Genomic DNA, 21,125 nt, shown 5'->3' with positions numbered 1-21,125 from the left:
CCCATGCCCGTCACCGACGTCACCCACGACCTCGATTCCCGAACACTGACCATCACCGCGGAGTTCGCCGCACCACCGTCGCGGATCTGGCAGATCTACGCCGATCCCCGTCAGCTGGAACGTATCTGGGGTCCGCCGAGCCATCCGGCCACCTTCGTCGACCACGATTTCACGCCCGGCGGACGGGTCACGTATTTCATGACCGGACCGGAGGGGGAGAAGTACGCCGGTTACTGGATCATCGATTCCCTCGACGAACCGCACGGATTCACCTTCCGCGACGGATTCGCCGACGAGGACTTCACCCCGGTGGACTCGTTGCCGGTGTCGGTCAACGAGTATAGCTTCGCCGAGAAGGACGGTCGTACCGTGGCGACCTTCCTGAGCACATACGAGACCGCCGAGGCGTTGCAGAAGGTCCTCGACATGGGCGTCGTCGAAGGGGCCTCGGGGGCGATCAATCAGATCGACGATTTCCTCGTCGCCAAGTAGTGGGACGCGTCGCATCGAGCATCGCGCACACCTGCTCGTCGGTGAGTTGGGCGAAATCGTCGTAAGCGCCGCCCACACCGCGAAAGTGCTGTGGGGTCATCGGACAGATCACGACATCGGCCTCGGGGAAGTCGCGGGCGACACCTTCGGGGCCGACCGGGACGGCGACGATCAGCTCGGCCGCGCCCTGGCGGCGCAGCGTGCTCAGGGCGGCGCGCATCGTTGCGCCGGTGGCGACGCCGTCGTCGACGAGCACGACCGTCCTGCCCGCCACGTCCACCATGGGCGCACCCCCGCGATAAACGCGCTCTCGGCGGCCGAGTTCTTTTGTCTCCTTGGCGATCACCGCATCGAGATCGCGCGAGGTGGTGTGGGTGCGCGCGATGATCTCGTCGTTGGTGACGATCGTCGAATCGGCGGCGATCGCGCCGGCGGCCAGCTCGGGTTGCCCGGGAACCCCCAGTTTGCGGACCAGGCAGATGTCGAACGGACACCCGAGGTCGGCGGCCACCGGAAGCCCGACGGGGACCCCTCCGCGCGGCAGGGCCAACACCACGAGACCGGTGCGCCCGCGCAGGTGTGACAGCGACGCGCACAAGCGGCGGCCGGCGTCGATGCGGTCACGGTACGGGCGGGCGGATGTCATCGTCCCCAGCATCCACCCACAGCGCCCCGGCGTCCGTCGAACCGGCCGAAATGACCGCAGGCGCAGCGCAGGATGTAACGATGGACGGTGGTGTCGACACGGGTCGGCGCCGGTGACCAGAGGAGCGTGGCCATGACGACGATCACCCGATTGCCTTCCGATCTGTCGCGGCTCGGGCGCGAATTCGACATGCTCGACACCATTGTGACGATGATGGGCGATGAGCGTTTCGAGGCGTCGGCCGACAATGGTCTGCCGCGCCGCGAGGTGATCGCACGACTGGCGCACTCGGGTGTCGAGCTGACCGCGGCGGTATGGGCCGCCCTCGACTCACCGCGCACCGCTGCGCAGCCCGGCACCCACGCCACGGGCGCCGGTGAGAGTCCGGATGAGGTGCGTCGGCGACTGCGGGAGTCCCAGCGCGTGTTCCTCGACGCCGCAACACATCTCGAGGAGTGCTCGCCGGATGCGGTGATCAACTGTCGCAGCGTCGACCTGCGACCGCGGGACGTGGTACCTCAGCGCATCGCAGACATCGTCCTCGCCAACGACGCCGTCAGCTCGGTGTGGTCGCTCGATGAGGCCGATCCCGACTCGGTGCTCGATGCGCTCGACGCCATGGTGCGCCGCCTCGAGATCCGCGCCGATGTCGCGCCCCTGACGATCACCACCATCGAGGGTGACGAGTGGACCGTGCACGGTGGTGGTGCACTCGTACACGGCACCCGCGAATTCGTCGCATCCTGGCTGGCGCGTGGCGCCGACGACGAGGGCTCGCTGCCTCGCGTGCCTCGGTGGGGCTGACGCCCCGTCTTCTTACGTCACTCTTTTCTCGTGTCACCGAAGGTCGGGTAGGCCGATCGCGGCTCGTACCGTGCGGACCACACCGTTCTCGGCATTCGAGGGTGCGAGGTAGGCGGCGGCCGAGAGGATCTCGGGATGGGCATTGGCCATGGCATAGGAATACTCGGCGGTGCCGAGCATGGCCAGATCGTTGAGATAATCGCCGAAAACCATGGTCTGGGCGGGGGTGATCCCCAGTCGCTGCTGCACGGCGCGCACCGCCACCGCCTTGTCCACCCCCGGGGCCATCACGTCGACCCAGTTGCGGCCCGAGACGACCACCTGCATCGCGCCCTCGAGCGAGGTCATCCGTGGCGCGGTGTCCTTCTCGACGTCGACGAAATCGTAGACCGCGACCTTGACGAAGGGGCCATCGACACGGCGGAGATCCTCGACGATCTCATGCGAGTGATAGTAGGGACGCACCTGTGCGAGAAAGGGGTCATCGGATCGCTCGACGAACGCGGTATCGGGTCCGCACAACACCACGCCCAGGTCGATCCCCGCTGTCGCGAGTTCCTGCGCCGCATCGAGGACCTCGCGCACCGCGGACGCGTCCAGTGGTGTGACACTGAGCTTTTCGGACCCTCGCGCGACCACCGCACCGTTCTCCGCGATCACCACCAGCTCGGGTAGGGCGTGACCGAGTTGATCGAGCAACGTTGCCGCCTGCCGCCCGCTCGCCGGGCTGAAGACGATACCGCGGCGATCGAGATCGGTGAGCAACGGCCACAGCGACTCCGGGATGCGCTTGTGCTCGTCGAGAAGTGTGCCGTCCATGTCGGTGACCACCAGCCGGAGGTCGGTGGGCACCGGCGGAAGGTTCGTCGTCACTCGCTCCGGCGAGGCCATGTCGTCTCCGGTCACGCGATACGGTAACCCGCGCCCGGCCGGCGGGCCAAGGCGATACCAGGTGAGCCTTGCACGGTCGGGGCGGACTGGGCTGCGCCCCAATCGGTTCGACCGGTCGGGGCGCAGCATCCACGCTCGGTCTACGACGCCGGAACGACCTTGCCGTCCACCGTGACCTCGACCTTGTCGGTCGCGGAGTCCCAGGTGATCTTGCCGTGTTCGAAGGTGGAGGTCCGAAGCGTGCCGGACTCGCTCTCATCGCTCGTTGCGGTACCGAGCGGCCCCTGCGAGCCACCCTTCCCGTCGGTGGCTGGTTGACCGGCGGCGTTGCGCGGCACATTCCATGCGTCGCGGATCTTGCCCCACGTGATGTACGCCGGCGTACCGGCCTCGGCGTTCTTGGCGCTGATGACCCCGCCGTCGAACTGCTGGAACACCACGCCGTTGGCGCCCGTTCCGGACGCGTCCGCCCCTGTCTTCGGCTTACCCAGGTCGGTCTTCTGTTTGGCGGTCGCGGCCTCGTACTTCGTCGCGATGGGTCCGGTCAGGGTGACCGTCGTGCCGTCGGCTGCGGTCAGTGCGACCGAGGCGCCCTGCGCCTGGGCACCACTGGAGGCGGACGCGCTGCCCTCGGCCATCATCGACGATGCGGCCGACGACGAGGATGTCGCCGAATCGCTGTTGTCGTCACTACATCCTGCTGCGGTCAACACAGCCACGGACACCGCGGCGACACCGACTGCCATTCGCATGGTCTTCTTCATGATTTCCCTTCGGTTCTCACTGTTCTCGGCCAAGCGGATGGGCCCATCGAAAACGACCCATTCGGCAGGCTAACGAAGTTGTCATCATGAATCCAGGGTTCGCGAAGAACAGCATCCGGCGTGTCGACGGGCGATCATCCGGACCCCCGTGCTCGAAGCGGTGGCGCCCGGACGCATTACGCTCGTCTGCACCACCCGAGGAAAGGACGTCGCACGCGTGGCGAAACGACCACAGATCGAGACCCTGACCCTGACCTCCGCGGAGGTGGGCGATACCCACCAACTCGAACCGTATGCGTCTGTCGAACTCGTCCGGCTCACCGACGTCGACCTCTCCGGCCGTGACCTGAGCGGGCTCGAACTGTCCGGGTGCCGGCTGACCTCGGTGTCGCTGGACGACACCGATCTGACCGGCGCCCGACTTGTCGAGACCCGGCTCGAGGGAATCAACGCGCCACGGATGTCGATGCCGCGCAGCTTCATACGGCAGGCCGAGATCTGCGCGAGCCGCGTCGGGGCACTTGATCTCTTCGAATCCCGGATTCGGTCACTGGTGGTCGATTCGGCGAAGATCGAGCTGGCCAACTTCCGCGGCAGCGACGTCCGGGACGTGCTGTTCCGGGGGTGCATCATCGGCGAACTCGACCTCGTCGACGCCACCGTTGCGCGTATGGCATTCGAGGACTGCACGGTGACGACACTCGATGTCCATCAGGCGACGCTGTCCGACGTCGACCTGCGCGGACTCGACATCGGTACGATCCATCACCTCGACGGGCTGCGGGGATGCACCATCGACGGCGAGCAGGCTCTCGGGCTCACCGGACACTTCGCGGCGCACCTCGGCATCGTCATCGACTGACGCACTCGGGTGATACCGTCGCTGCCCGTGCACGGCGACCTCGGGGGAGATCAGTGAGCCATCCGACACAGGGCAATCCACCGGACCCGAATCAGCCGCCTGATCATCAACATTCCGGCTTCGTGCCGCCCGGCTACCAGCAACCGGGCCATCAACAACCGGGGTACCAACAACCAGGGTTCCAACAATCGGAGTATCCGACCCAACCACATTGGTACCCGGGTGCCGTGCCACCGGGTTCGGCGTATCCGGGTCACCCCATGGCGCAGCAACCACAAGCTTGGGACGCCGGAACGCCGGGCGGACCCGGCGGGCCGCCGCGCGGTGGGGGCAGCGGCAAGGCACTCGCGGTCATCGCGGCGGGAGTGATCCTGATCGTCGTCGTGGCCGTCGCTGCGGTGGTGCTGGTGGTGCGCTCCACGCATGACGGTCACGACACCTCCGCAAGCGCAGCGCAGTCGTCGTCGGTACTCCCGAGCACCACCACTCCCACGCCGTCCGGGTCTCCTTCGACAACGGCTCCGGCAGCTGCGCAATGTCCGCCGGCCACCGCCGCCCCCGATACCCCCGCCGGATGGCGCACCGTCGCAGGCAAACGCGGTCTGGCCTATGACGTCCCACCCAACTGGACGGTGGCGAGCTGCGGCACACTCGTCGGCTGGGAGAAACGGTGCAACGACGGTCCTTTCGGCTATTGCGCGATCCGAACCATGAGCGGTGCGGCCACCCTCGACGTACCCGGTTGCGGCGACAACTCGGTCGCGGTCTCCGGGCTGCCGGGTGCATCGAACACCACCGACATCAACGACGCTGTACGTGACGAGGCGGCGCTGGTGGCCGACATCTACACCTCGGACTCCGGACACGTCCCGACGGTACAGCTCAGCCCACCCCGACAACTCACCGTCGGCGGGGCACCCGCGGTGCAGATCGTCGCATCGGTGACCAACATCGCGACCTCGAACTGTGTCGGCCCCACCGCCATTCATTCCATGGTGGCCACGACGGTGCCCGGACAGCAGGGGTGCGTACTCTTCGTCATCTCGGCTCCGCAGGGCGTTCCCGACGCGGTCAGTCCCGCCGTCGTCGCCGAGATGGTCTCGACGCTGCGCCGGGCGAGCTGAGCGGTGTGCTCACCGACCACCGGCGGTGTGGAAGTCGTACGCCGACTCGGCATGTTGTGCGTCGTCGATGCCGTCGACCTCGTGCTGGCGATCGGCACGTAGGCCCATCGTGTACTTGAGTGCGAGACCGATGATCCCGGTGACGACGACGGCGTAGGACAGTACCGCCACCACAGCCACCGCCTGGCGCCACAACTGATCGAATCCGCCCCCGTAGAACAGCCCGTCCACGCCGGCCGGTGCAGAGCTCGAGGCGACCAGGCCGATCATCAGGGTGCCGACGACACCACTGACGAAATGCACCCCGACCACGTCCAGGGAATCGTCATAGCGCCAGCGGAATTTCAGTTCGATGGCGTACGAGCTGAGCGCACCGGCGACCGCACCGATCGCCAGCGCTCCGAGTGGTGTCACCGCCGAACACGAGGGCGTGATCGCCACCAGGCCGGCGATCACCCCGGAGGCCGCACCAAAAGAGGTGGGCCGGCCATGCCGGGCGTATTCGACGACGAGCCACGACACCATCGACGCCGCACCCGCCCCGAGGGTGTTGACCGCGATGATCGCCGCGGACCCGTTGGCCGCCAACGCCGGTCCGGCGTTGAACCCGAACCAGCCGAACCACAACAGGCCGGCACCGAGCATGACGAACGGCAGATTGTGCGGCCGCATCGGATCCTTGGGCCAGCCGCGCCGCCGCCCCAGGAGGATGGCGAGCACCAGCGCCGACGCACCCGAGTTGATCTCGACCGCGGTGCCACCGGCGAAGTCGATGGCCTTGAGGTGGGCGACGATCCAGCCACCGTGCTCTTCGGTCAATCCGGGTGCACTGAACACCCAGTGCGCGATCGGGATGTACACCAGCAGCGACCAAATGGTCGCGAACACCACCCACGAGACGAAGCGCATCCGGTCGGCGACCGCACCGGCGATCAGGGCCACGGTGACCATCGCGAACCCGGCCTGGAACGCGACGAAGAGAATCGCGGGAATGGTGCCGACGAGCGGGATCGTCGTCGGATGTGCCGCATCATGACCGAAGGTGTGTTCGAGGCCCGGGAACGAGCCCAAACTCCCGATCAGTCCTGCGTGATCGTCACCGAAGGCCAACGAGTACCCGACGACGACCCACAGAATCCAGACGATGGGGATCGCCGACAGACACATCATCATCATGTTCAGGACACTCTTGGACCGGACCATCCCGCCGTAGAACAGTGCGAGAGCGGGTGTCATGAGCAGGACGAGCGCGAATGCCACCAGCATCCACGCCGTGTCGGCACCGTCGGGAATACCGTACTTGGGGAACATGGCCGCCTTCCGTTGCGTCCGGGCGACGAAAGTCTATCGGCTCAATATTCTTCGGCAGCAGGGGATTCGACTATCGATGCAAACCGGCATTCCGGACTTTCGAGGCGCCGTCACACCACGTCGTCGACGACCCGGCCCGCCTCCACCCGCCACCGGCGATCGAGGCGGACGGTCGCGATCATCCGCCGGTCGTGGGTCACCAACAGCAACGCCCCGTCATAGGCGTCGAGCGCCTTCTCCAACTGTTCGATCGCGGGCAGGTCGAGATGGTTGGTCGGTTCGTCGAGTACCAGCACGTTGGTGCCCCGCGCCTGCAGGAGCGCCATCGCGGCCCGGGTTCGTTCACCGGGAGAGAGTTCGGTGGCCGGGCGTTCGACGTGGCCGGCCCGTAACCCGAATTTCGCCACCAGCGTTCGGATCTCGGCCACCGAGAAGTCCGGCAACAACTCTTCGAAGCGCTCGACGAGCGCACTGCTGCCCCCACCGAGCTGGGCGCGCGCCTGGTCGATCTCACCGATCGCCACACTCGCGCCCAGCGACGCCCGCCCGGAGTCGGGTTCGACGCGGCCGAGCAGCGCGCGCAGCAGGGTGGATTTGCCCGCCCCATTGGGACCGACGATGCCGATCCGTTCGCCGGCGTCGACCTGCAACGAGACCGGGCCGAGGACGAAATCACCCTGCCGGACCACGACCTCGTCCAAGGTGGCGACCACCGAACTCGACCGCGGTGCCGACCCGATGGAGAAGTCGAGGATCCACTCCTTGCGCGGCTCGGCGACCTCCTCGAGGCGTGCGATGCGGCTCTCCATCTGCCGTACCTTCTGGGCTTGCTTCTCGCTGGAATCGGCGGCCGCCTTGCGGCGCAGCTTGTCGTTGTCGGGCGCCTTCTTGATCGCATTGCGCACACCGTGACTCGACCACTCCCGCTGAACACGCGCACGGGCGACGAGATCGGCCTTCTTGTCAGCGAATTCGTCGTAGGCCTCACGCTTATGGCGACGTAATACCTCCCGCTCCTCGAGGTAGGCGTCGTAGCCGCCACCGTAAATCGTGGTGGTGTGTTGCGCGAGGTCGAGTTCGAGAACTCGGGTCACCGTGCGCGCCAGGAATTCTCGGTCATGACTGACGAGGACGACCGCAGCGCGCAGGCCGTCGACGAAGGTTTCCAGACGTTCGATTCCGTCGAGGTCGAGATCGTTGGTCGGTTCGTCGAGGAGCACGATGTCAAAGCGTGACGCCAGCAGGGCGGCGAGTCCGACTCGCGCCGCCTGTCCGCCGGACAGTGAGGTCATCAGCGTCGACCCGGGGTCGAGGTCCCCGGTGTGCCCGGCGCCGTGCAGACCCAGGTCGGCCAGGATCGCCGGTAGGCGCTCGTCGAGGTCTGCGGCTCCGGTGGCCAACCAATGATCCAGTGCCGCAGCGTAAGTGTCGGCGGGATCGGGTGCACCGGGAGGCCGAGTCGACGACAACATCTCGGCGGCCGTATTCATCGCCTCGGTCGCCTGCGCACATCCCGTGCGGCGCGCCACATACTGCGCGACGGTCTCGCCCGGAACGCGTACATGCTCCTGCGGCAGCCATCCGACGAAACCATCGGCCGGCGCCAGGGACACCTCACCCCCGAGTGGATCGAGATCCCCGGCAAGGATCCGCAGCAGCGTCGTCTTGCCGGCACCGTTGGCGCCGACCACACCCACCACGTCGCCGGGCGCCACGGTGAGGTCGAGTCCCTCGAACAGGGTGCGGGGGCCGTGGCCACCGGCGAGGTCCTTGGCGACGAGAGTTGCGGTCATGCCCTCATGATTCCCCACCCTGCCGGTCCGCGGTCTGCCGGTATCCGGGATGTCGTAACGCCGAACAGTCCGCGATCAGGCCGGTGCCAGGACGATGTCGAAACGTACCTGCGACCAGGGGCCCTCGACCACACGGCCGTCGGGCGTCGGGCTTCCGGCCTCGTGAAACTCGAAGCGTTTGATCAGGGAGTCGGTGACACCGAAGACGCTGTCGGCGTCGAGCAGCGGATCACCGTCGACGAAGATGTGGGTGACCAGTGTCCGCAGCCCGGCGGCTTGGGCCATGAAGTGCAGATGAGACGCTCGCATCGGCGATCGGTGGACCGCGCTGAGCAGTTCGCCGACGGGGCCGTCGTGGGGAATCGGATACGGCGTCGGTGTCAGCGCCCAGAACCGGTATTCGCCGTTGGCGTCGGTCACCAGGAAACCACGCGCCGCGGTCCGGTCGTCGGTGTACTGGACGTCGTAGAACCCGTCGTCGTCGGCTTCCCACACATCGAGTCGCGCGTCGGCAACCGGCGAGCCATCGATGGAGGTGACCCGCCCCTGAACCCAACAGGGCTGTCCGGGAGCGCCGTTGGCGATATCGCCGCCGTTCTCGACGAACGGTGCATCGGCCACGAAGAACGGACCGAACACCGTCGCCTCGGTGGCGTCGGCCCGAGCCTCGTTGTTTACCTGCACCGTCTGCATCGAGATGCCGAACACGTCGGACAAGAGGATGAATTCCTGCCGCCGGTCGTCGGTGATGTGCCCGACGGCGGTGAGGAAGTCGATGGCACGCTGCCACTCGGTCTCGGTGGGTCGGACCTCCCGCACGAACGCATGCAGGTGGCGGGTCAGGGACTGCATGAGGGTGCGCAGCCGCTCGTCGGGGGTGTCGTCGAACGACGCGACGACCCGGTCGACGAGAGCCTGTTCACGGGCGGACTGTTCACGCGCGGACGGTTCGGCGCCGACGCCTGTGGGTTGGGCGCCGGCCGGAATTGGTTGTGTCATGAGAGGTCCTTTCCTATCCAGGCGTCACGCAGCAACGCGCCGATCGCCTCGGGGGTGACGGGGCTGGGGTTCCCCGGCGGCGCGGCCTCGATGATCGGCGCGACGGCTTCGGTGAGACCGGATTCGGGCATTCCGATGTCGCGCAACGCCGTCGGACCGCCGACCGCTTCGCGAAGCGACACGAGCCCGGCCAACGCGGTGCCGGCACCGAGCGCCGCCGCGAGCGCCTTCTCGGCATCGGGCGCGTGCGGTGCGTTGAATGCGACCACATGCGGCAACACGACGGCATGGGTGTCGGCGTGCGGAAGGTCGAACATGCCGCCGAGCACGTGACAGATCTTGTGGTGCAGGCCCGATCCGGCAGAGGCGAATGCCACTGCGGCGAGGTACGCGCCGTAGAGCATGTGTTCGTGGGCAACGGTCGTCGGGTCCGTGGTCATCATGCGCAGACCCTCGTCGAGAGTCCTGAGCGCGTCGCACGCCATCGCCCGGTTGATCGGATCGGTACGGGGCGCCCAGAGCGCGTCGACACAGTGCGCCACGGCGTTGAGCCCCGACGACGTGGCCACCGCGACGGGCAGGCCCGCGACGAGTGTGGTGTCGTAGATGACTGTGCGGGGCAACACCACCGGATCCGTACCCGTGCGTTTGCGGCCCGCGACGGTCATTCCCCACACCGGCGTCGCTTCGGAGCCGGCGTAGGTCGTGGGGATGGCGATGATCGGCAGTCCACTGGTCAATGCCACGGCTTTGGCCAGTCCGGTCGCCGAGCCGCCCCCGACACTGATCAGTCCGTCGGCGCGGTGATCGGCGGCGGCATCACGCGCAGCGACGGCCACGGCCTCGGGGACGTGCATCGCGACCGTGTCGTGGTGATGGATGATCGGCACTGCAGCGCCGATCGCGTCGACGAGGCGCCGATCACGTTGTGAGGCAATCAGCATCGGGGCTGTGATGCCGGCCGCCGCGGATTCCTCGGCGATGGCCTCGACCGCGGTGTCCGGAGCGAACCGGACTCTCTGTGCGAGCCAGTCATGGGTGAATCGCAGCGTCATGAGCCCACCGTCATCCGGCCGAGAAGCCCCGCCAGCGCGTCGCGCAACGCCGCAACGGGGTCGTCGGGGAGTGTCATTGCGCGCCAACCGATGTGCTTGTCGGGGCGGACGAGCACCGCTCCGGACTCGTCGACCTCGCGCAGCCGGGTCCAATCGTCGTAGAGGTCGGTGACCTCGCGGCCGGGGCCGATGACGACGGCCTCGAGCGAAATGGCGAGTTCGTCGGCGACCTGGTGCGCCGCCGATACCCACACGTCACCACCAACTCCGGTGAGCAGCGTGAAGCGGGTCATCGGCGCGACGTCATGGGTCGAGACCCGATGGCCGGTGCGGCCCAGCCAGGCGTGCGGAAGGCGTGATCCGGGAACCGTCGAGGGTTGGTAGTACAACTCGGGATCCCGGTCGGGCGTGGGCCGTTCGGCACCCTCGGCGACGATCGCCGAGGACTGATAGAACTGGCCCAATTCGACGCCGTGCGCATTGAATTCGTAGTTCTTGAGCTCCATGGCCCGGGTGATGGCGGCACGTTTGGCGGCGCCGGTGGGGGAGTTGTCCTTGCGCTCCTCGATCGCGGCGCGCATCGCGTCCTCGCCCACGGCGTCGGAAACACCGAGCGCATCGAAGAGGTCGCCGAACTCGCGGCTGGATTTGTTGGCGCGCTTGACGATCTGCTCGGCGACCGGCGCTCTCTCGGCCGTGTAGGTGTCGAGCAACGTCGGGTCGGCCTGACCCCGCAGTACCGCGGCCGGCTTCCAGCCGAGATTGTAGGAATCCTGAATGGAGGTGTTGGAGCTGAGTCCGTTGCTGGGCGGATGCCGGTGTATCGCATCGCCGACGCAGAACACGCGAACCCTCTGCAGCTCGGTGGCGTACATCTCGTTGTTGCCCCACAACGATGTTCCGGTGATCTCGACGTGGAGATCGGGTACGCCGATGAGGCTTCGGACGATCTCGATCGCAGCTGCCTCGTCGACCACAGGTGGCGGGGAGTCGATGTCGTAGCCCCAGACGATCAGCCACTCGTTCCACGGCCGCACCATCCGCACGAGGCCCGCACCGATGCCCCCGACGTTCGCTCCGGGAGCTATCACCCAGTACAACACCGACTTTCGGTCCTGTACGAGTGCTGCGATGTCAGCCTTGAAGGTGATGTTCATGGAGCCAGCAATGTCCATACGCCCCTCGAAGGGCAGGTTCGCCTCGGCGGCGATCCGTGATCGCGCGCCGTCGGCGCCGATCAGATACCGCGCGCGGATGGTGTAAGTGTGCCCGCTGAGACGGTCGAGAACCAGGGCGTCGACATGATCCTTGTGCTGGGTGTGCGAGACGTACTCGGTGGAGAATCGGGTCTACGCACCCCGTTTGGCCGCATTCGCGACCAGGATCGGTTCCAGCAGCGTCTGCGGGATGTCGACGGTGTAGGCGGGTGAGGCAAGTCGGTGATCGGCCGCTCTGGCCGGATGGGTGCCCCAGGTGAGGATGCGCCCGATCTCCTCACCGGCCAAAGACGTACAGAACACCGTGTCGCCGATGATCTCGTTGGGGGAGGCCTGGCTCATCACCTCCTCCTCGATTCCGGCGTCGCGCAGGATCTCCATCGTGCGCTGGTTGGTGATGTGCGCTCGTGGGGTGTTGGCCGTCCACCGGTACTTGGTGATCATGATGGTGGGCACCCCGAGAGACGCGAGGAACAGCGCGGCGCCACCGCCGGCCGGGCCCGAGCCGACGACGAGGACGTCGGTGGTCACGAGGTCGGACTCGGGGATCGCGGTGGCGGTGTGGCCGTCGTCGAAGGCGGGCATGGCAACTCCTGGAGGACGATATGAGATGAAGTCCTCACCACACTCGCACCGCCACGTGAGCCACGTCACGTGTTGTGCGCGAGGTTGTCCGATCTCCGCATCGGTGGCGGATTTCGGCACGTGTTCGCAGACTCTCAGCTGTTCACCGACTCGTCTGGGCCGATCGTCGGAATTCGGCGGGTCCCATCCCGAACCGCCGCGTGAAGCTTCGCGAGAAGTGCGACGGCGAGGCGATGCCGGCGTGCCGGGCCGCCTGCGACACCGTCATCGTCGCGCCGGCGGGGCTGCCCAGCAGCCGGGCGGCGTGCTCGAGTCGCCGGTCCAGGACGTACTCGGGAACGCTCGTTCCCGCTGCGGCGAACACACGTGAGAGTTGGCGTTCGCTCAGCGCGATCCCGGAGGCGATCGTTGCAGCCGACATCCCGGGATCGGCCAGGTGTGTTTCCACATATGCGCGGGCCGCAGCCAGGTGCGCCGAAGGCGCTCCGACGCCGCCCATCAGTGTTGCGACGAGACCGACGACAGTGGCCTCGGCCGATTCCCGAGTGGTGGGGTCGTCGGTGCTGCGCTCGAGCGTCGTTGACTCGATGATCGCCGCCAGCGCCCGGACGCGGGCTTCCCGTGGTCCGCCCCCGATCACCAGTGGTCGGCGTAGATCGGGTAGGTGGCCGCCGGCGAGCTCGGCGAGTGCGTCACGAGGTACCTGGACGACCAGCTCGTCGAGCCCGGAGTTGAAGCCACGGAAGAAGGGGCGATCGGCGTCGCAGACAACGAGCTGCCCCGGCGCGAGCACGACTGTCCCGTGTTCGTGATGGAAGAAGGACTCACCACCGCGCCCGAGATAGAGGACAACCGATTCCGTTGGGGTACGGCGGATGTCAGCGCCACTGCGTTCAACGAGATGCGGGGTGCCGGTGACCCTGGCCAGCCGGACGCGGCCACGTTCGGCCTGCACCTCGGTGGCCAGAAACGGGCCCGAATCCAGTGTGCGACAACGCAATCCGATCAGGTGCTCGTCCTGGTACTCCTCCCACAGGCCGATCCGGTCGGCCTGCGGGAGATCCGCGGTACTGAACGTCGCCGACGAGTCGTCACCGACTCGTCGACGTCGCTCGAGGGGCGGATCATTCACAGATCGCGCCTCGTGACGCCGAGGTGACCAGCTTGGCGTACTTCGCGAGGACACCACGGGTGTAGCGCGGCGGCAATGGGCTGAATGTTTGTGCACGCGAGGCCAATTCGCCGTCGTCGACGAGTAGGTCGAGGGTGCCCGATCCGACGTCGAGGCGGATCCGGTCCCCGTCGCGCACCAGGGCGATCGGTCCGCCGTCGACGGCCTCGGGAGCCACGTGCCCGACGCAGAGTCCGGTCGTGCCCCCGGAGAAGCGGCCATCGGTCATCAGCAGCACGTCCTTGCCGAGGCCGGCGCCCTTGATCGCGCCGGTGATGGCCAACATCTCGCGCATACCCGGCCCACCCTTGGGGCCCTCGTAGCGGATGACGACAACATCGCCCGCGGTGATGGTGCCGTCCTCGAGGGCGTCCATCGCCGCGCGCTCCCGATCGAAGACGCGTGCCACCCCCTCGAACACATCGGAATCGAATCCTGCGGATTTCACCACCGCCCCGCCCGGCGCCAGAGATCCGTTGAGGATGGTGATCCCGCCTGTGGGATGAATCGGAGAATCCAGGGCGCGCAACACTTTTCCGTCCGGATCCGGCGGTGCGATGTGGGCGAGGTTCTCAGCCATGGTGGCCCCGGTGACGGTGAGACAGTCGCCGTGCATCAATCCGGCGTCGAGGAGTGCCTTCATCACGACCGGGAGGCCGCCGATGCGGTCGACGTCGGTCATGACGTGGCGGCCGAACGGCTTGACGTCGGCGAGATGCGGTACCCGCGAACCGATCCGGGCGAAATCGTCGAGAGAGAGTTCGACGTCGGCCTCGTGTGCGATCGCGAGCAGATGCAGGACGGCGTTGGTCGACCCGCCCAATGCCATCACCACGGCGATCGCGTTCTCGAATGCCTCGCGGGTCATGATGTCGCGCGCGGTGATGCCGCGGCGCAGGAGTTCGACGACCGCGACTCCGCTCTTGCGCGCGAACTCGTCTCGCCGGCGATCCGGTGCCGGTGGGGCAGCGCTGCCCGGCAACGACATCCCGAGGGCTTCGGCGACCGCGGCCATCGTGTTGGCGGTGTACATCCCGCCGCAGGCGCCCTCACCGGGGCAGATGGCACGTTCGATGGTGTCGACGTCGGCGCGACTCATCAGACCGCGCGCACACGCGCCGACCGCCTCGAAGGCGTCGATGATCGTCACCTGATGTTCGGAGCCGTCGGCCAGTATCGCGTAGCCGGGCAGCGTCGAACCGGCGTAGAGGAACACGTTGGCGAGGTCGAGTCGCGCTGCTGCCATCAGCATGCCGGGTAGCGACTTGTCACAGCCGGCGAGCAGCACCGAGCCGTCGAGGCGCTCGGCGCTCATCACCGTCTCCACGCTGTCGGCGATCACCTCACGTGAGACCAGCGAGAAGTGCATGCCCTCGTGGCCCATCGAGATGCCGTCGGAGACCGAGATGGTGCCGAACTGCAGCGGATAGCCACCGGCGGAGAACACGCCCTCCTTCACCGCGGTGGCCAGGCGGTCCAGCGACAGATTGCAGGGGGTGATCTCGTTCCACGAGGAGCCGACCCCGATTTGTGGTTTGACCCAGTCGTCATCGCCCATCCCGACCGCACGCAACATGCCTCGGGCTGCGGTTCTCTCCAAGCCGTCGGTGACGTCGCGGCTGCGGGGCTTGATGTCCACCTCGGGTGTGGACTCGGTCTCGGGACTCATGGTGCCCACCCTAGAACCGTTGGCGTGGCAAGGCGGGTTGTTGGTCGACGAGTCCGGATGTGGTGACGGGATCGCGACTTCAGACCGCCTGGCCACGAGCGGTTTTACGCTGACCGGATGAGCGTGCACACCCACGACACCGCGGTGAGACATCGTGACGACCTGCGCCTCCCGCGGTGGGTGGTCGCGTGGTTCACCGTCACCGCGCTGATCCAGACCTACGACGCCTGCTACGAACTGCTCGGCTCGATCTCACACCGGGGTGGGCCTCTGGCGTGGCTGTGGCCGGGGCACGTCTACTACTCGACCTTCGACCATCGCTATGCCGGGTTCGACGCATTCGGCAGCGCACAGAGCTGGGCCAATCTCCTCGAGGTGATCGCTCTGGTCTGGGTTCTGACACATCGGCGACGATTCTCGGCCGTCGTGGTCGGGCTCGTGGTCAGCGTCGCCACCTTCTGGAAGACCGTGCTGTATTTCCTGGTGGAGATCTGCAGCGGACTCGACATGACCCGACAATCACTGGAGCGCGGCGATCTCGGCGGCTTCCTGATGGTGGCGGTACTGCCGAACCTGATCTGGATCGTCGTTCCGGGAGTGGTCATCGTCGTTCTCGGGAGGCAGGTGCTACGAGTGGGTGCTACACCGCCCCACCCGTAGTCGCCGACCGCGTGTCGGAACTGCGTCTAACCGGTGGTCTCGGCGGCCAGCCGGCCCAGGGTGTCCTCGAGTTGATCGGCCGACACGAGCGGGAACTTGACCTGCTGCAACAGGTCTTTGTCGGTGACCTTCGACCAGTCGTAGGTGTGGCGCACGAGCGTGGCGTCGGGACCCTGGGATTCCAACTCCCACACCCATTCCCATCCGGGAGGCTCGGTGCCGGCGGGTGCGGTCTGCCAGGCCAGCAACTTGTCCTTGGCGTAGCCGGTGACGTGGTTGTCGGTCTTGTACTCACCACCCATGTGCGGGCCGTCCATGTTCATGGTGAACACGTCGCCGACCTGCTGGATACGGTCGGCGTGCTCGACGCCGCGAATGAATCCGGAGCCGTCGAGTTTCTGATGGCGCTGCGGATTGCTCAGGACGTCGAAGACCGTATCCACCGGTGCGTCGATGACCCGTTCCACTGTGACACTCGTTTGTTCACTCATCACTCCACCGTGCCCAAGGGGCGTCGACTTGGCAACCAGCCATCGGGGGACAGCCGTCGGATCGTCGGCTACTGCCCGTAGGTGTGGCGCAGGTTCGCGTTGATCAGGGTACCGATGCGCTGGCACAGGTGACGGAACTGCCGGTCGTCGGGTGCAGGCGGTTCCACCAGCAGGGTCCAGCGCAGATCGGTGCCCCCATCGGCGCGCGCCGTGAGGTCGAAGGCGATCCGGGCGTCGGGGCGCTTGAGCCACAGCGACGACCAGACGACGTGGGAGGACCGCTCGGATTCGAGCACCACCGGCGCGATCTCGTCGTCCTCGAGGTGTAGCCACGGGCGACGTGGCTGACGATCGGGGCCGACCAGATCGTCGAAGATCACCCAGGGCGGTGCCGGCTGAGAACGGCGCTTCGAGGCGATGGCATCCACCCGGTGAGAGTAGATGACCAGCAGTGACGCAGGCACGCATCCGCTGCGACAGAGTGCGACAGCAGGCGACAGGTCACGACAGAGCCACGACAGAACCGCTACCTAGCGTTGTCGGTAATCGAACCCCGGCTGTCCGCTAGGAGGACCTCATGACCAACGTCACCACCGCGCCGACGACCTCGTCGCGCACCTACACCTCACTCGGAGCGGCATGGATACCGCTCGCCGCACTCTGTCTCGCGTTCTTCGTCGAGATGGTCGACAACACTCTGTTGTCGATCGCTCTGCCCACCATCGGCCGCGACCTCGGCAGCGACACCGTCGCGCTGCAATGGGTCACCGGCGCCTACTCGCTGACCTTCGGCGGCCTGCTGCTGACCGCGGGCTCCATCGCCGACAGATTCGGCCGACGGCGAGTGTTGCTCATCGGCCTCACCGTCTTCGGGCTGCTGAGCCTGCTCGTCGTGTTCGTCTCCACGACAGGCGAACTCATCGCCTTACGCGCCGCACTCGGTATCGCCGCCGCCGCGATGGCACCGATCACCAATTCGCTCGTGTTCCGCCTCTTCGACGACGAGACCCTGCGGATGCGTGCGATGACCGTCATGATCGTGGTCGGCATGGCCGGGTTCGTCCTCGGTCCGGTCCTCGGCGGCACCGCCCTGGCACACGTCCGCTGGGAATGGCTGCTCGTCGTCAACGCACCGATCGCACTGATCGCCGGCATCGGTGTCCGGCTCGGCGTCGCCGCCGACCGCTCCGACGGTCTGACCAAAGATCGACTCGACCTGCCGGGCGCACTGTTGAGCACCGTCACGATCGGCCTCGCATGCTGGTCACTGACCAGCGGCGTCGAGCACGGTTGGGTGTCGTGGCCCACCATCGCCTCCATCGGCGGCGCGGTGCTCGCCGCAGCGGCCTTCATCTGGCACGAACTTCGTTCGGCCGCTCCGATGCTCGACGTCCGGCTGTTCAAGGTCGGGACGATCCGCGGTGCCACCATCGCCCAGATCGGCACGTCGATCGCGATGGCCAGCGTGATGTTCGGACTGATCCTGCACTTCCAGTACGCCTACGGCTGGAGTCCGGTCAAGGCCGGTCTGGCCAACCTGCCGATCATCGTCACGATGCTCGTCGCGACGCCGATTTCGGAGTGGTTGGCCGGCCGGTTCGGCCACCGCATCGCCTGCCTCGTCGGCGCAGCCTGCCTGGCCGGATCGCTCGGCGGCCTGGCATGGGGTGTCGAGCACGGCTACCTCGTCATCGCGCTCTCGATGGTCGTGATGACCATCGGCCTGCGCACGGTGATGACCATCTGTGCCATCGCCCTCGTCGAGGCGATGCCGGCCAACCGCACGTCCATCGGCACCGCGCTCAACGACACCGCCCAGGAGGTCGGCACGAGCCTGGGGACCGCCGTCATCGGCACCATCATCGCCGCGGTGGTCACCACTCAGCTCCCGGTCGGCACCTGGGGCGCCGACCTCGTCGAGTCGTTCTTCCACGGAGAGCGGCTGACCTACGGCATCCTCGCGGTCGTCGTGGGGGTCGTCACCGCGGTCGGCGCGATGGCGCTGACCAACTCACGTAGCACGCAGGAGTGATGGCTCGACGCTTCGAGGGCACCGCATGCCCGGCCCTCCAGGCCGGGCATGCGGTGTTTTCAGATCATGTTCTTGCGGGTCATCCAGTGCATCACCGGCCACCCGATGAAGACCGGTAACCAACAGGTCAGGACCCGATAGAGCAGCACCGCGGGTACCGCCACCGCCGAGGGAAGGCCGAAGGCGGCCAGTCCACCGATCAGCGCGGCCTCGACGGCGCCGACACCGCCGGGCGTCGGGGCGGCCGATGCCAGGGTTCCGCCGATCATCGTCACCACGGTGACGGTGACGAACGAGGTCTGCCCACCAAAGGCGTACACGCTGGCCCACAGTGCCAGCGCTCCGCCGAGAGTCGTGGTGGCACAACCCAAGACGATGGTGCCGAGCCGCTTGGGCTCACGTGCCACGTCGAGGATGTCGGTCAGCAACTCGATCACCTTGGGCCGCAACGACGTTCCCAGCCAATGCCGAAGCTTCGGAACGAGGAGGAACACACCGACGACGCCGAGTAGAGCGCCGGCGACCAGGTAGAGCACCGTCGTGGAGGGAACGAAATGTTCGAGGTTGGTCGATGTGCCGGCCAGCGTGGTGAATACGATCAAGAGCGCTACATGGACGATCACCTGCACACTCTGTTGCAGGGCGACCGCCGTGGTCGCGCGGACTCCGCCGAGACCGCCCTTCTGCAGGAACCGGGTACTCAGGGCGAGCCCGCCGACACCCGCCGGGGTGGTGGTGGCGGCAAAGGTGTTGCCGAACTGCATGATCACGAGGTTGCGGAAGCTGACCACGCCGTCGGCGCACGCCCACAACGCCGCGGCCGCACCGACATAGGTGAGCATCGACACGACCAAACCCATCAGCGCCCACCACCAGTCGAGGCTGCGCAGTTCACCGAAGAACGTCGGGACGGTGCTGATGAACGGGTAGGCCACGTACACGAGGGCGACCAGCAGTACGAGTTGGATGACCTGGCTGCGGGTGAACCGGGTGATCGGGGCGGCCTGGATTTCACCGCCGGTTTGCGAGACGATCTCCTCCCGCGCCTGCGACAGCGTGGATTTCGCGTCGGCGAGACCATCCCGGATGCGGGAGGGCAGAGCGGTTTTGGTGAGACGGCGGGAGGCGACAAGGACCCGGTCCTCACCGAGCACATCGATGGCCGCGGTGACCGCGGCCTCGGCGCCGTACAACTCGGTGGTGCTCGCGAGCATCTGGGCGATGTCGGACTCCATCCGATTCTCGTTGGCGCCGTACTCGGCGTGGGTGAACCCACCGAACAGGACTGTCCCATCGAGAACGGTGATCCGACTTGCCCGGAGATCACCGTGCGCGATGCCGTGTGAATGCAGTTCCTGCAGGGCCTCCCACAGCGCCCGCGGTGTGGTCTGGGTGATCGCGGCGTCCAGGTCGCAGCCGCGACGCGTGCGGTGGGCATACATCGTCCATCCCCGGTCGAGGGAAGCGACCGCGACGGGAGCGGAGTCGGCGAGCCCGACATCGCCGACGGCGATCGCCATCAGCCCGCGATGCTCGACCATCCGGCTGACCGAGAGCTGCAGCGGCCCGGTCTCCTGGGTCCGCAGTCGGATCTTGCGGACGAACTGCCGGAGCAGTCCGGCACTGTGCTGATTGGGGCCGTAGAGGTCGATGACCACGTGACCGCAGTCGTCCGAGTCCGACGTAGACTCGTCCGTCGTCGAGTCCGCCTCCAGCCCGAGAGGCCCGGTACCGGCCGGGGTGACGATCGACAACGCGGTCACCTCGATTCCCCGTTGCCCCAGCACCCGGACCGCGCTCTCCAGCGGTACCACCAGAGCCGGCGTGCCCACCACCCAGACGACGATCGACCCGACCAACCAGCCGGTCGACAACCCGAAGACCGCTCCGGCCGGAACGACGGAGCTGACCACGAGATGGATCGGGATGAAGGCCAACAACAGCGTCCACCACCAGCGCCGCCAACGGGCGGGCAACCACGGCCCGGACACGGTCAACACCGCGGCGAGCATCGCGATCCATCGCGGGTCGTCGAGGAATTGCGAGACAAGCGAATTGAATCGCTGGTGTCGGTCGAAGTGCCAGTTGGGTGCGCTGACACCGTTCTCGCTGATGGACAACGACAGGAAAGTGATCGCCGCCGCGGCGCCGTAGGCCCACAACATGCGCCACTGACGTGCGGCGAGCAGTTCCAGCAGGATCACGAACGGTAACGCGAGGATCGCGAGACCGTAGGCGAGGTAGACGAGATCGGCCTGGGTGGGGGACAGGACCCCGATGATGCGGGAGATGGACTGCTCGAGATCGACCCAATTGTTGCGGGTGATGAGCGAGCCGACCACGACCACCACGAGCATCAGCGTTGCGGCCACCACCCGCAGGATGTCGGTGGTGCGACGCCACAGCGGTTGCAGCAGGCTCCCCGATACGGTGATCTGCCGACCGTCGACGTCCATCTGCCCCGAATCTCCGCTGACTATGTGCCGCCCCGTGCGCCGGTACGCGCCGGAGCCGTCGAGCTTCCCATAAACATAGTCGGCGCCGGAGCGTCCGAGGGTC

The 21,125-nt window shown here is 66.9% G+C and carries 19 protein-coding genes and 1 pseudogene; 6 read left to right on the top strand and 14 right to left on the bottom strand.

All coding sequences use genetic code 11. The features are described from left to right. The first annotated feature begins 3 nt into the window (after positions 1 to 3). Positions 4 to 492 carry an SRPBCC family protein gene (locus GOPIP_RS26650; protein WP_006372999.1) on the top strand — a complete coding sequence of 163 codons (489 nt, stop codon included), beginning with the start codon at positions 4 to 6 and terminating at the stop codon, positions 490 to 492. Here GOPIP_RS26650 and GOPIP_RS26645 read toward each other — a convergent pair. After that, positions 458 to 1,150 (bottom strand): phosphoribosyltransferase, encoded by a 693-nt coding sequence (locus GOPIP_RS26645; RefSeq protein ID WP_006372998.1) that lies wholly within the window; start codon positions 1,148 to 1,150, stop codon positions 458 to 460. The two genes, GOPIP_RS26650 and GOPIP_RS26645, sit on opposite strands and share 35 nt — an antisense overlap. A gap of 120 nt (positions 1,151 to 1,270) precedes the next feature. Here GOPIP_RS26645 and GOPIP_RS26640 point away from each other — a divergent pair, with 120 nt between their 5' ends. Beyond that, positions 1,271 to 1,942, top strand: a complete 672-nt coding sequence (locus tag GOPIP_RS26640; RefSeq protein ID WP_006372997.1) for a hypothetical protein — start codon at positions 1,271 to 1,273, stop codon at positions 1,940 to 1,942. 33 nt (positions 1,943 to 1,975) lie between these two features. Here the strand turns inward: GOPIP_RS26640 and GOPIP_RS26635 are convergent, their stop codons facing one another. Together GOPIP_RS26635 and GOPIP_RS26630 are read right to left on the bottom strand one after the other, a co-directional pair. Beyond that, the gene (locus GOPIP_RS26635) at positions 1,976 to 2,848 is read right to left on the bottom strand and encodes a Cof-type HAD-IIB family hydrolase (protein ID WP_035728902.1); all 873 of its coding nucleotides are present in this window, start codon (positions 2,846 to 2,848) and stop codon (positions 1,976 to 1,978) included. 125 nt (positions 2,849 to 2,973) lie between these two features. Beyond that, entirely contained in the window at positions 2,974 to 3,597 is a 624-nt protein-coding gene (locus GOPIP_RS26630) for an LGFP repeat-containing protein (protein WP_035728901.1), read from the bottom strand. Between the two features lie 217 nt (positions 3,598 to 3,814). Between GOPIP_RS26630 and GOPIP_RS26625 the strand changes: the two genes are divergently transcribed. Continuing rightward, the gene (locus GOPIP_RS26625) at positions 3,815 to 4,459 is read left to right on the top strand and encodes a pentapeptide repeat-containing protein (RefSeq protein WP_006372994.1); all 645 of its coding nucleotides are present in this window, start codon (positions 3,815 to 3,817) and stop codon (positions 4,457 to 4,459) included. A gap of 260 nt (positions 4,460 to 4,719) precedes the next feature. Then, positions 4,720 to 5,583 carry a DUF8017 domain-containing protein gene (locus GOPIP_RS26620; protein WP_006372993.1) on the top strand — a complete coding sequence of 288 codons (864 nt, stop codon included), beginning with the start codon at positions 4,720 to 4,722 and terminating at the stop codon, positions 5,581 to 5,583. 9 nt (positions 5,584 to 5,592) lie between these two features. Here GOPIP_RS26620 and GOPIP_RS26615 read toward each other — a convergent pair whose 3' ends face one another. From GOPIP_RS26615 to ilvD, 8 genes and pseudogenes are all read right to left on the bottom strand, one after another. Further along, positions 5,593 to 6,894 (bottom strand): ammonium transporter, encoded by a 1,302-nt coding sequence (locus GOPIP_RS26615; protein ID WP_006372992.1) that lies wholly within the window; start codon positions 6,892 to 6,894, stop codon positions 5,593 to 5,595. Between the two features lie 110 nt (positions 6,895 to 7,004). Further along, positions 7,005 to 8,687, bottom strand: a complete 1,683-nt coding sequence (locus tag GOPIP_RS26610; protein WP_006372991.1) for an ABC-F family ATP-binding cassette domain-containing protein — start codon at positions 8,685 to 8,687, stop codon at positions 7,005 to 7,007. A gap of 75 nt (positions 8,688 to 8,762) precedes the next feature. Next, entirely contained in the window at positions 8,763 to 9,686 is a 924-nt protein-coding gene (locus GOPIP_RS26605; RefSeq protein WP_006372990.1) for a hydroxyquinol 1,2-dioxygenase, read from the bottom strand. After that, the gene (locus tag GOPIP_RS26600; protein ID WP_006372989.1) at positions 9,683 to 10,741 is read right to left on the bottom strand and encodes a maleylacetate reductase; all 1,059 of its coding nucleotides are present in this window, start codon (positions 10,739 to 10,741) and stop codon (positions 9,683 to 9,685) included. The genes GOPIP_RS26605 and GOPIP_RS26600 overlap by 4 nt, the downstream gene beginning before the upstream one ends. After that, on the bottom strand, positions 10,738 to 11,247 hold the full coding sequence (locus tag GOPIP_RS29980) for an aromatic-ring hydroxylase C-terminal domain-containing protein (protein WP_435529034.1): 510 nt from the start codon (positions 11,245 to 11,247) through the stop codon (positions 10,738 to 10,740). The genes GOPIP_RS26600 and GOPIP_RS29980 overlap by 4 nt, the downstream gene beginning before the upstream one ends. 159 nt (positions 11,248 to 11,406) lie before the next feature. Next, a pseudogene (locus GOPIP_RS29975) lies at positions 11,407 to 12,543 on the bottom strand (FAD-dependent oxidoreductase); the annotation flags it as partial. A 142-nt stretch (positions 12,544 to 12,685) separates the two neighbouring features. Beyond that, positions 12,686 to 13,675, bottom strand: a complete 990-nt coding sequence (locus tag GOPIP_RS26590) for an AraC family transcriptional regulator (protein ID WP_006372986.1) — start codon at positions 13,673 to 13,675, stop codon at positions 12,686 to 12,688. Next, positions 13,668 to 15,383 (bottom strand): dihydroxy-acid dehydratase, encoded by a 1,716-nt coding sequence (gene ilvD, locus GOPIP_RS26585; RefSeq protein ID WP_081482572.1) that lies wholly within the window; start codon positions 15,381 to 15,383, stop codon positions 13,668 to 13,670. Before ilvD ends, GOPIP_RS26590 begins: the two co-directional genes overlap by 8 nt. A 117-nt stretch (positions 15,384 to 15,500) precedes the next feature. Between ilvD and GOPIP_RS26580 the strand changes: the two genes are divergently transcribed. Next, positions 15,501 to 16,043 (top strand): hypothetical protein, encoded by a 543-nt coding sequence (locus GOPIP_RS26580; RefSeq protein WP_006372984.1) that lies wholly within the window; start codon positions 15,501 to 15,503, stop codon positions 16,041 to 16,043. Between the two features lie 26 nt (positions 16,044 to 16,069). Here the strand turns inward: GOPIP_RS26580 and GOPIP_RS26575 are convergent, their stop codons facing one another. Together GOPIP_RS26575 and GOPIP_RS26570 are read right to left on the bottom strand one after the other, a co-directional pair. Next, positions 16,070 to 16,534, bottom strand: a complete 465-nt coding sequence (locus GOPIP_RS26575; protein WP_020171273.1) for an SRPBCC family protein — start codon at positions 16,532 to 16,534, stop codon at positions 16,070 to 16,072. Between the two features lie 68 nt (positions 16,535 to 16,602). Then, the gene (locus tag GOPIP_RS26570) at positions 16,603 to 16,962 is read right to left on the bottom strand and encodes a hypothetical protein (RefSeq protein WP_240523933.1); all 360 of its coding nucleotides are present in this window, start codon (positions 16,960 to 16,962) and stop codon (positions 16,603 to 16,605) included. Positions 16,963 to 17,111: 149 nt separating this feature from the next. On the opposite strand from GOPIP_RS26570, the gene GOPIP_RS26565 reads away from it, so the two are divergent. Next, positions 17,112 to 18,566, top strand: coding sequence for an MFS transporter (locus GOPIP_RS26565; protein ID WP_006372981.1), 1,455 nt, complete (start codon positions 17,112 to 17,114; stop codon positions 18,564 to 18,566). A 59-nt stretch (positions 18,567 to 18,625) separates the two neighbouring features. Here GOPIP_RS26565 and GOPIP_RS26560 read toward each other — a convergent pair whose 3' ends face one another. Beyond that, positions 18,626 to 21,022 (bottom strand): lysylphosphatidylglycerol synthase transmembrane domain-containing protein, encoded by a 2,397-nt coding sequence (locus GOPIP_RS26560; RefSeq protein ID WP_006372979.1) that lies wholly within the window; start codon positions 21,020 to 21,022, stop codon positions 18,626 to 18,628. Positions 21,023 to 21,125 lie beyond the last annotated feature (103 nt).

It is taken from the genome of Gordonia polyisoprenivorans NBRC 16320 = JCM 10675, from assembly GCF_000241325.1.
Taxonomy (GTDB): Bacteria; Actinomycetota; Actinomycetes; order Mycobacteriales; family Mycobacteriaceae; genus Gordonia; species Gordonia polyisoprenivorans.
Note: the sequence above shows the minus strand (reverse complement) of the source record. Positions and strands in the feature narration are given on the sequence as shown.

Coding starts and splice junctions, on each gene's coding strand:
- GOPIP_RS26610 (WP_006372991.1), bottom strand. CDS start 8,687: ATGACCGCAACTCTCGTCGCCAAGGACCTCGCCGGTGGCCACGGCCCC.
- GOPIP_RS26560 (WP_006372979.1), bottom strand. CDS start 21,022: ATGGACGTCGACGGTCGGCAGATCACCGTATCGGGGAGCCTGCTGCAA.
- GOPIP_RS26615 (WP_006372992.1), bottom strand. CDS start 6,894: ATGTTCCCCAAGTACGGTATTCCCGACGGTGCCGACACGGCGTGGATG.
- GOPIP_RS26650 (WP_006372999.1), top strand. CDS start 4: ATGCCCGTCACCGACGTCACCCACGACCTCGATTCCCGAACACTGACC.
- GOPIP_RS26565 (WP_006372981.1), top strand. CDS start 17,112: ATGACCAACGTCACCACCGCGCCGACGACCTCGTCGCGCACCTACACC.
- GOPIP_RS26640 (WP_006372997.1), top strand. CDS start 1,271: ATGACGACGATCACCCGATTGCCTTCCGATCTGTCGCGGCTCGGGCGC.
- GOPIP_RS26630 (WP_035728901.1), bottom strand. CDS start 3,597: ATGAAGAAGACCATGCGAATGGCAGTCGGTGTCGCCGCGGTGTCCGTG.
- GOPIP_RS26600 (WP_006372989.1), bottom strand. CDS start 10,741: ATGACGCTGCGATTCACCCATGACTGGCTCGCACAGAGAGTCCGGTTC.
- GOPIP_RS26580 (WP_006372984.1), top strand. CDS start 15,501: ATGAGCGTGCACACCCACGACACCGCGGTGAGACATCGTGACGACCTG.
- GOPIP_RS29980 (WP_435529034.1), bottom strand. CDS start 11,247: ATGGAGCTCAAGAACTACGAATTCAATGCGCACGGCGTCGAATTGGGC.
- GOPIP_RS26620 (WP_006372993.1), top strand. CDS start 4,720: ATGGCGCAGCAACCACAAGCTTGGGACGCCGGAACGCCGGGCGGACCC.
- ilvD (WP_081482572.1), bottom strand. CDS start 15,383: ATGAGTCCCGAGACCGAGTCCACACCCGAGGTGGACATCAAGCCCCGC.
- GOPIP_RS26605 (WP_006372990.1), bottom strand. CDS start 9,686: ATGACACAACCAATTCCGGCCGGCGCCCAACCCACAGGCGTCGGCGCC.
- GOPIP_RS26575 (WP_020171273.1), bottom strand. CDS start 16,534: ATGAGTGAACAAACGAGTGTCACAGTGGAACGGGTCATCGACGCACCG.
- GOPIP_RS26645 (WP_006372998.1), bottom strand. CDS start 1,150: ATGCTGGGGACGATGACATCCGCCCGCCCGTACCGTGACCGCATCGAC.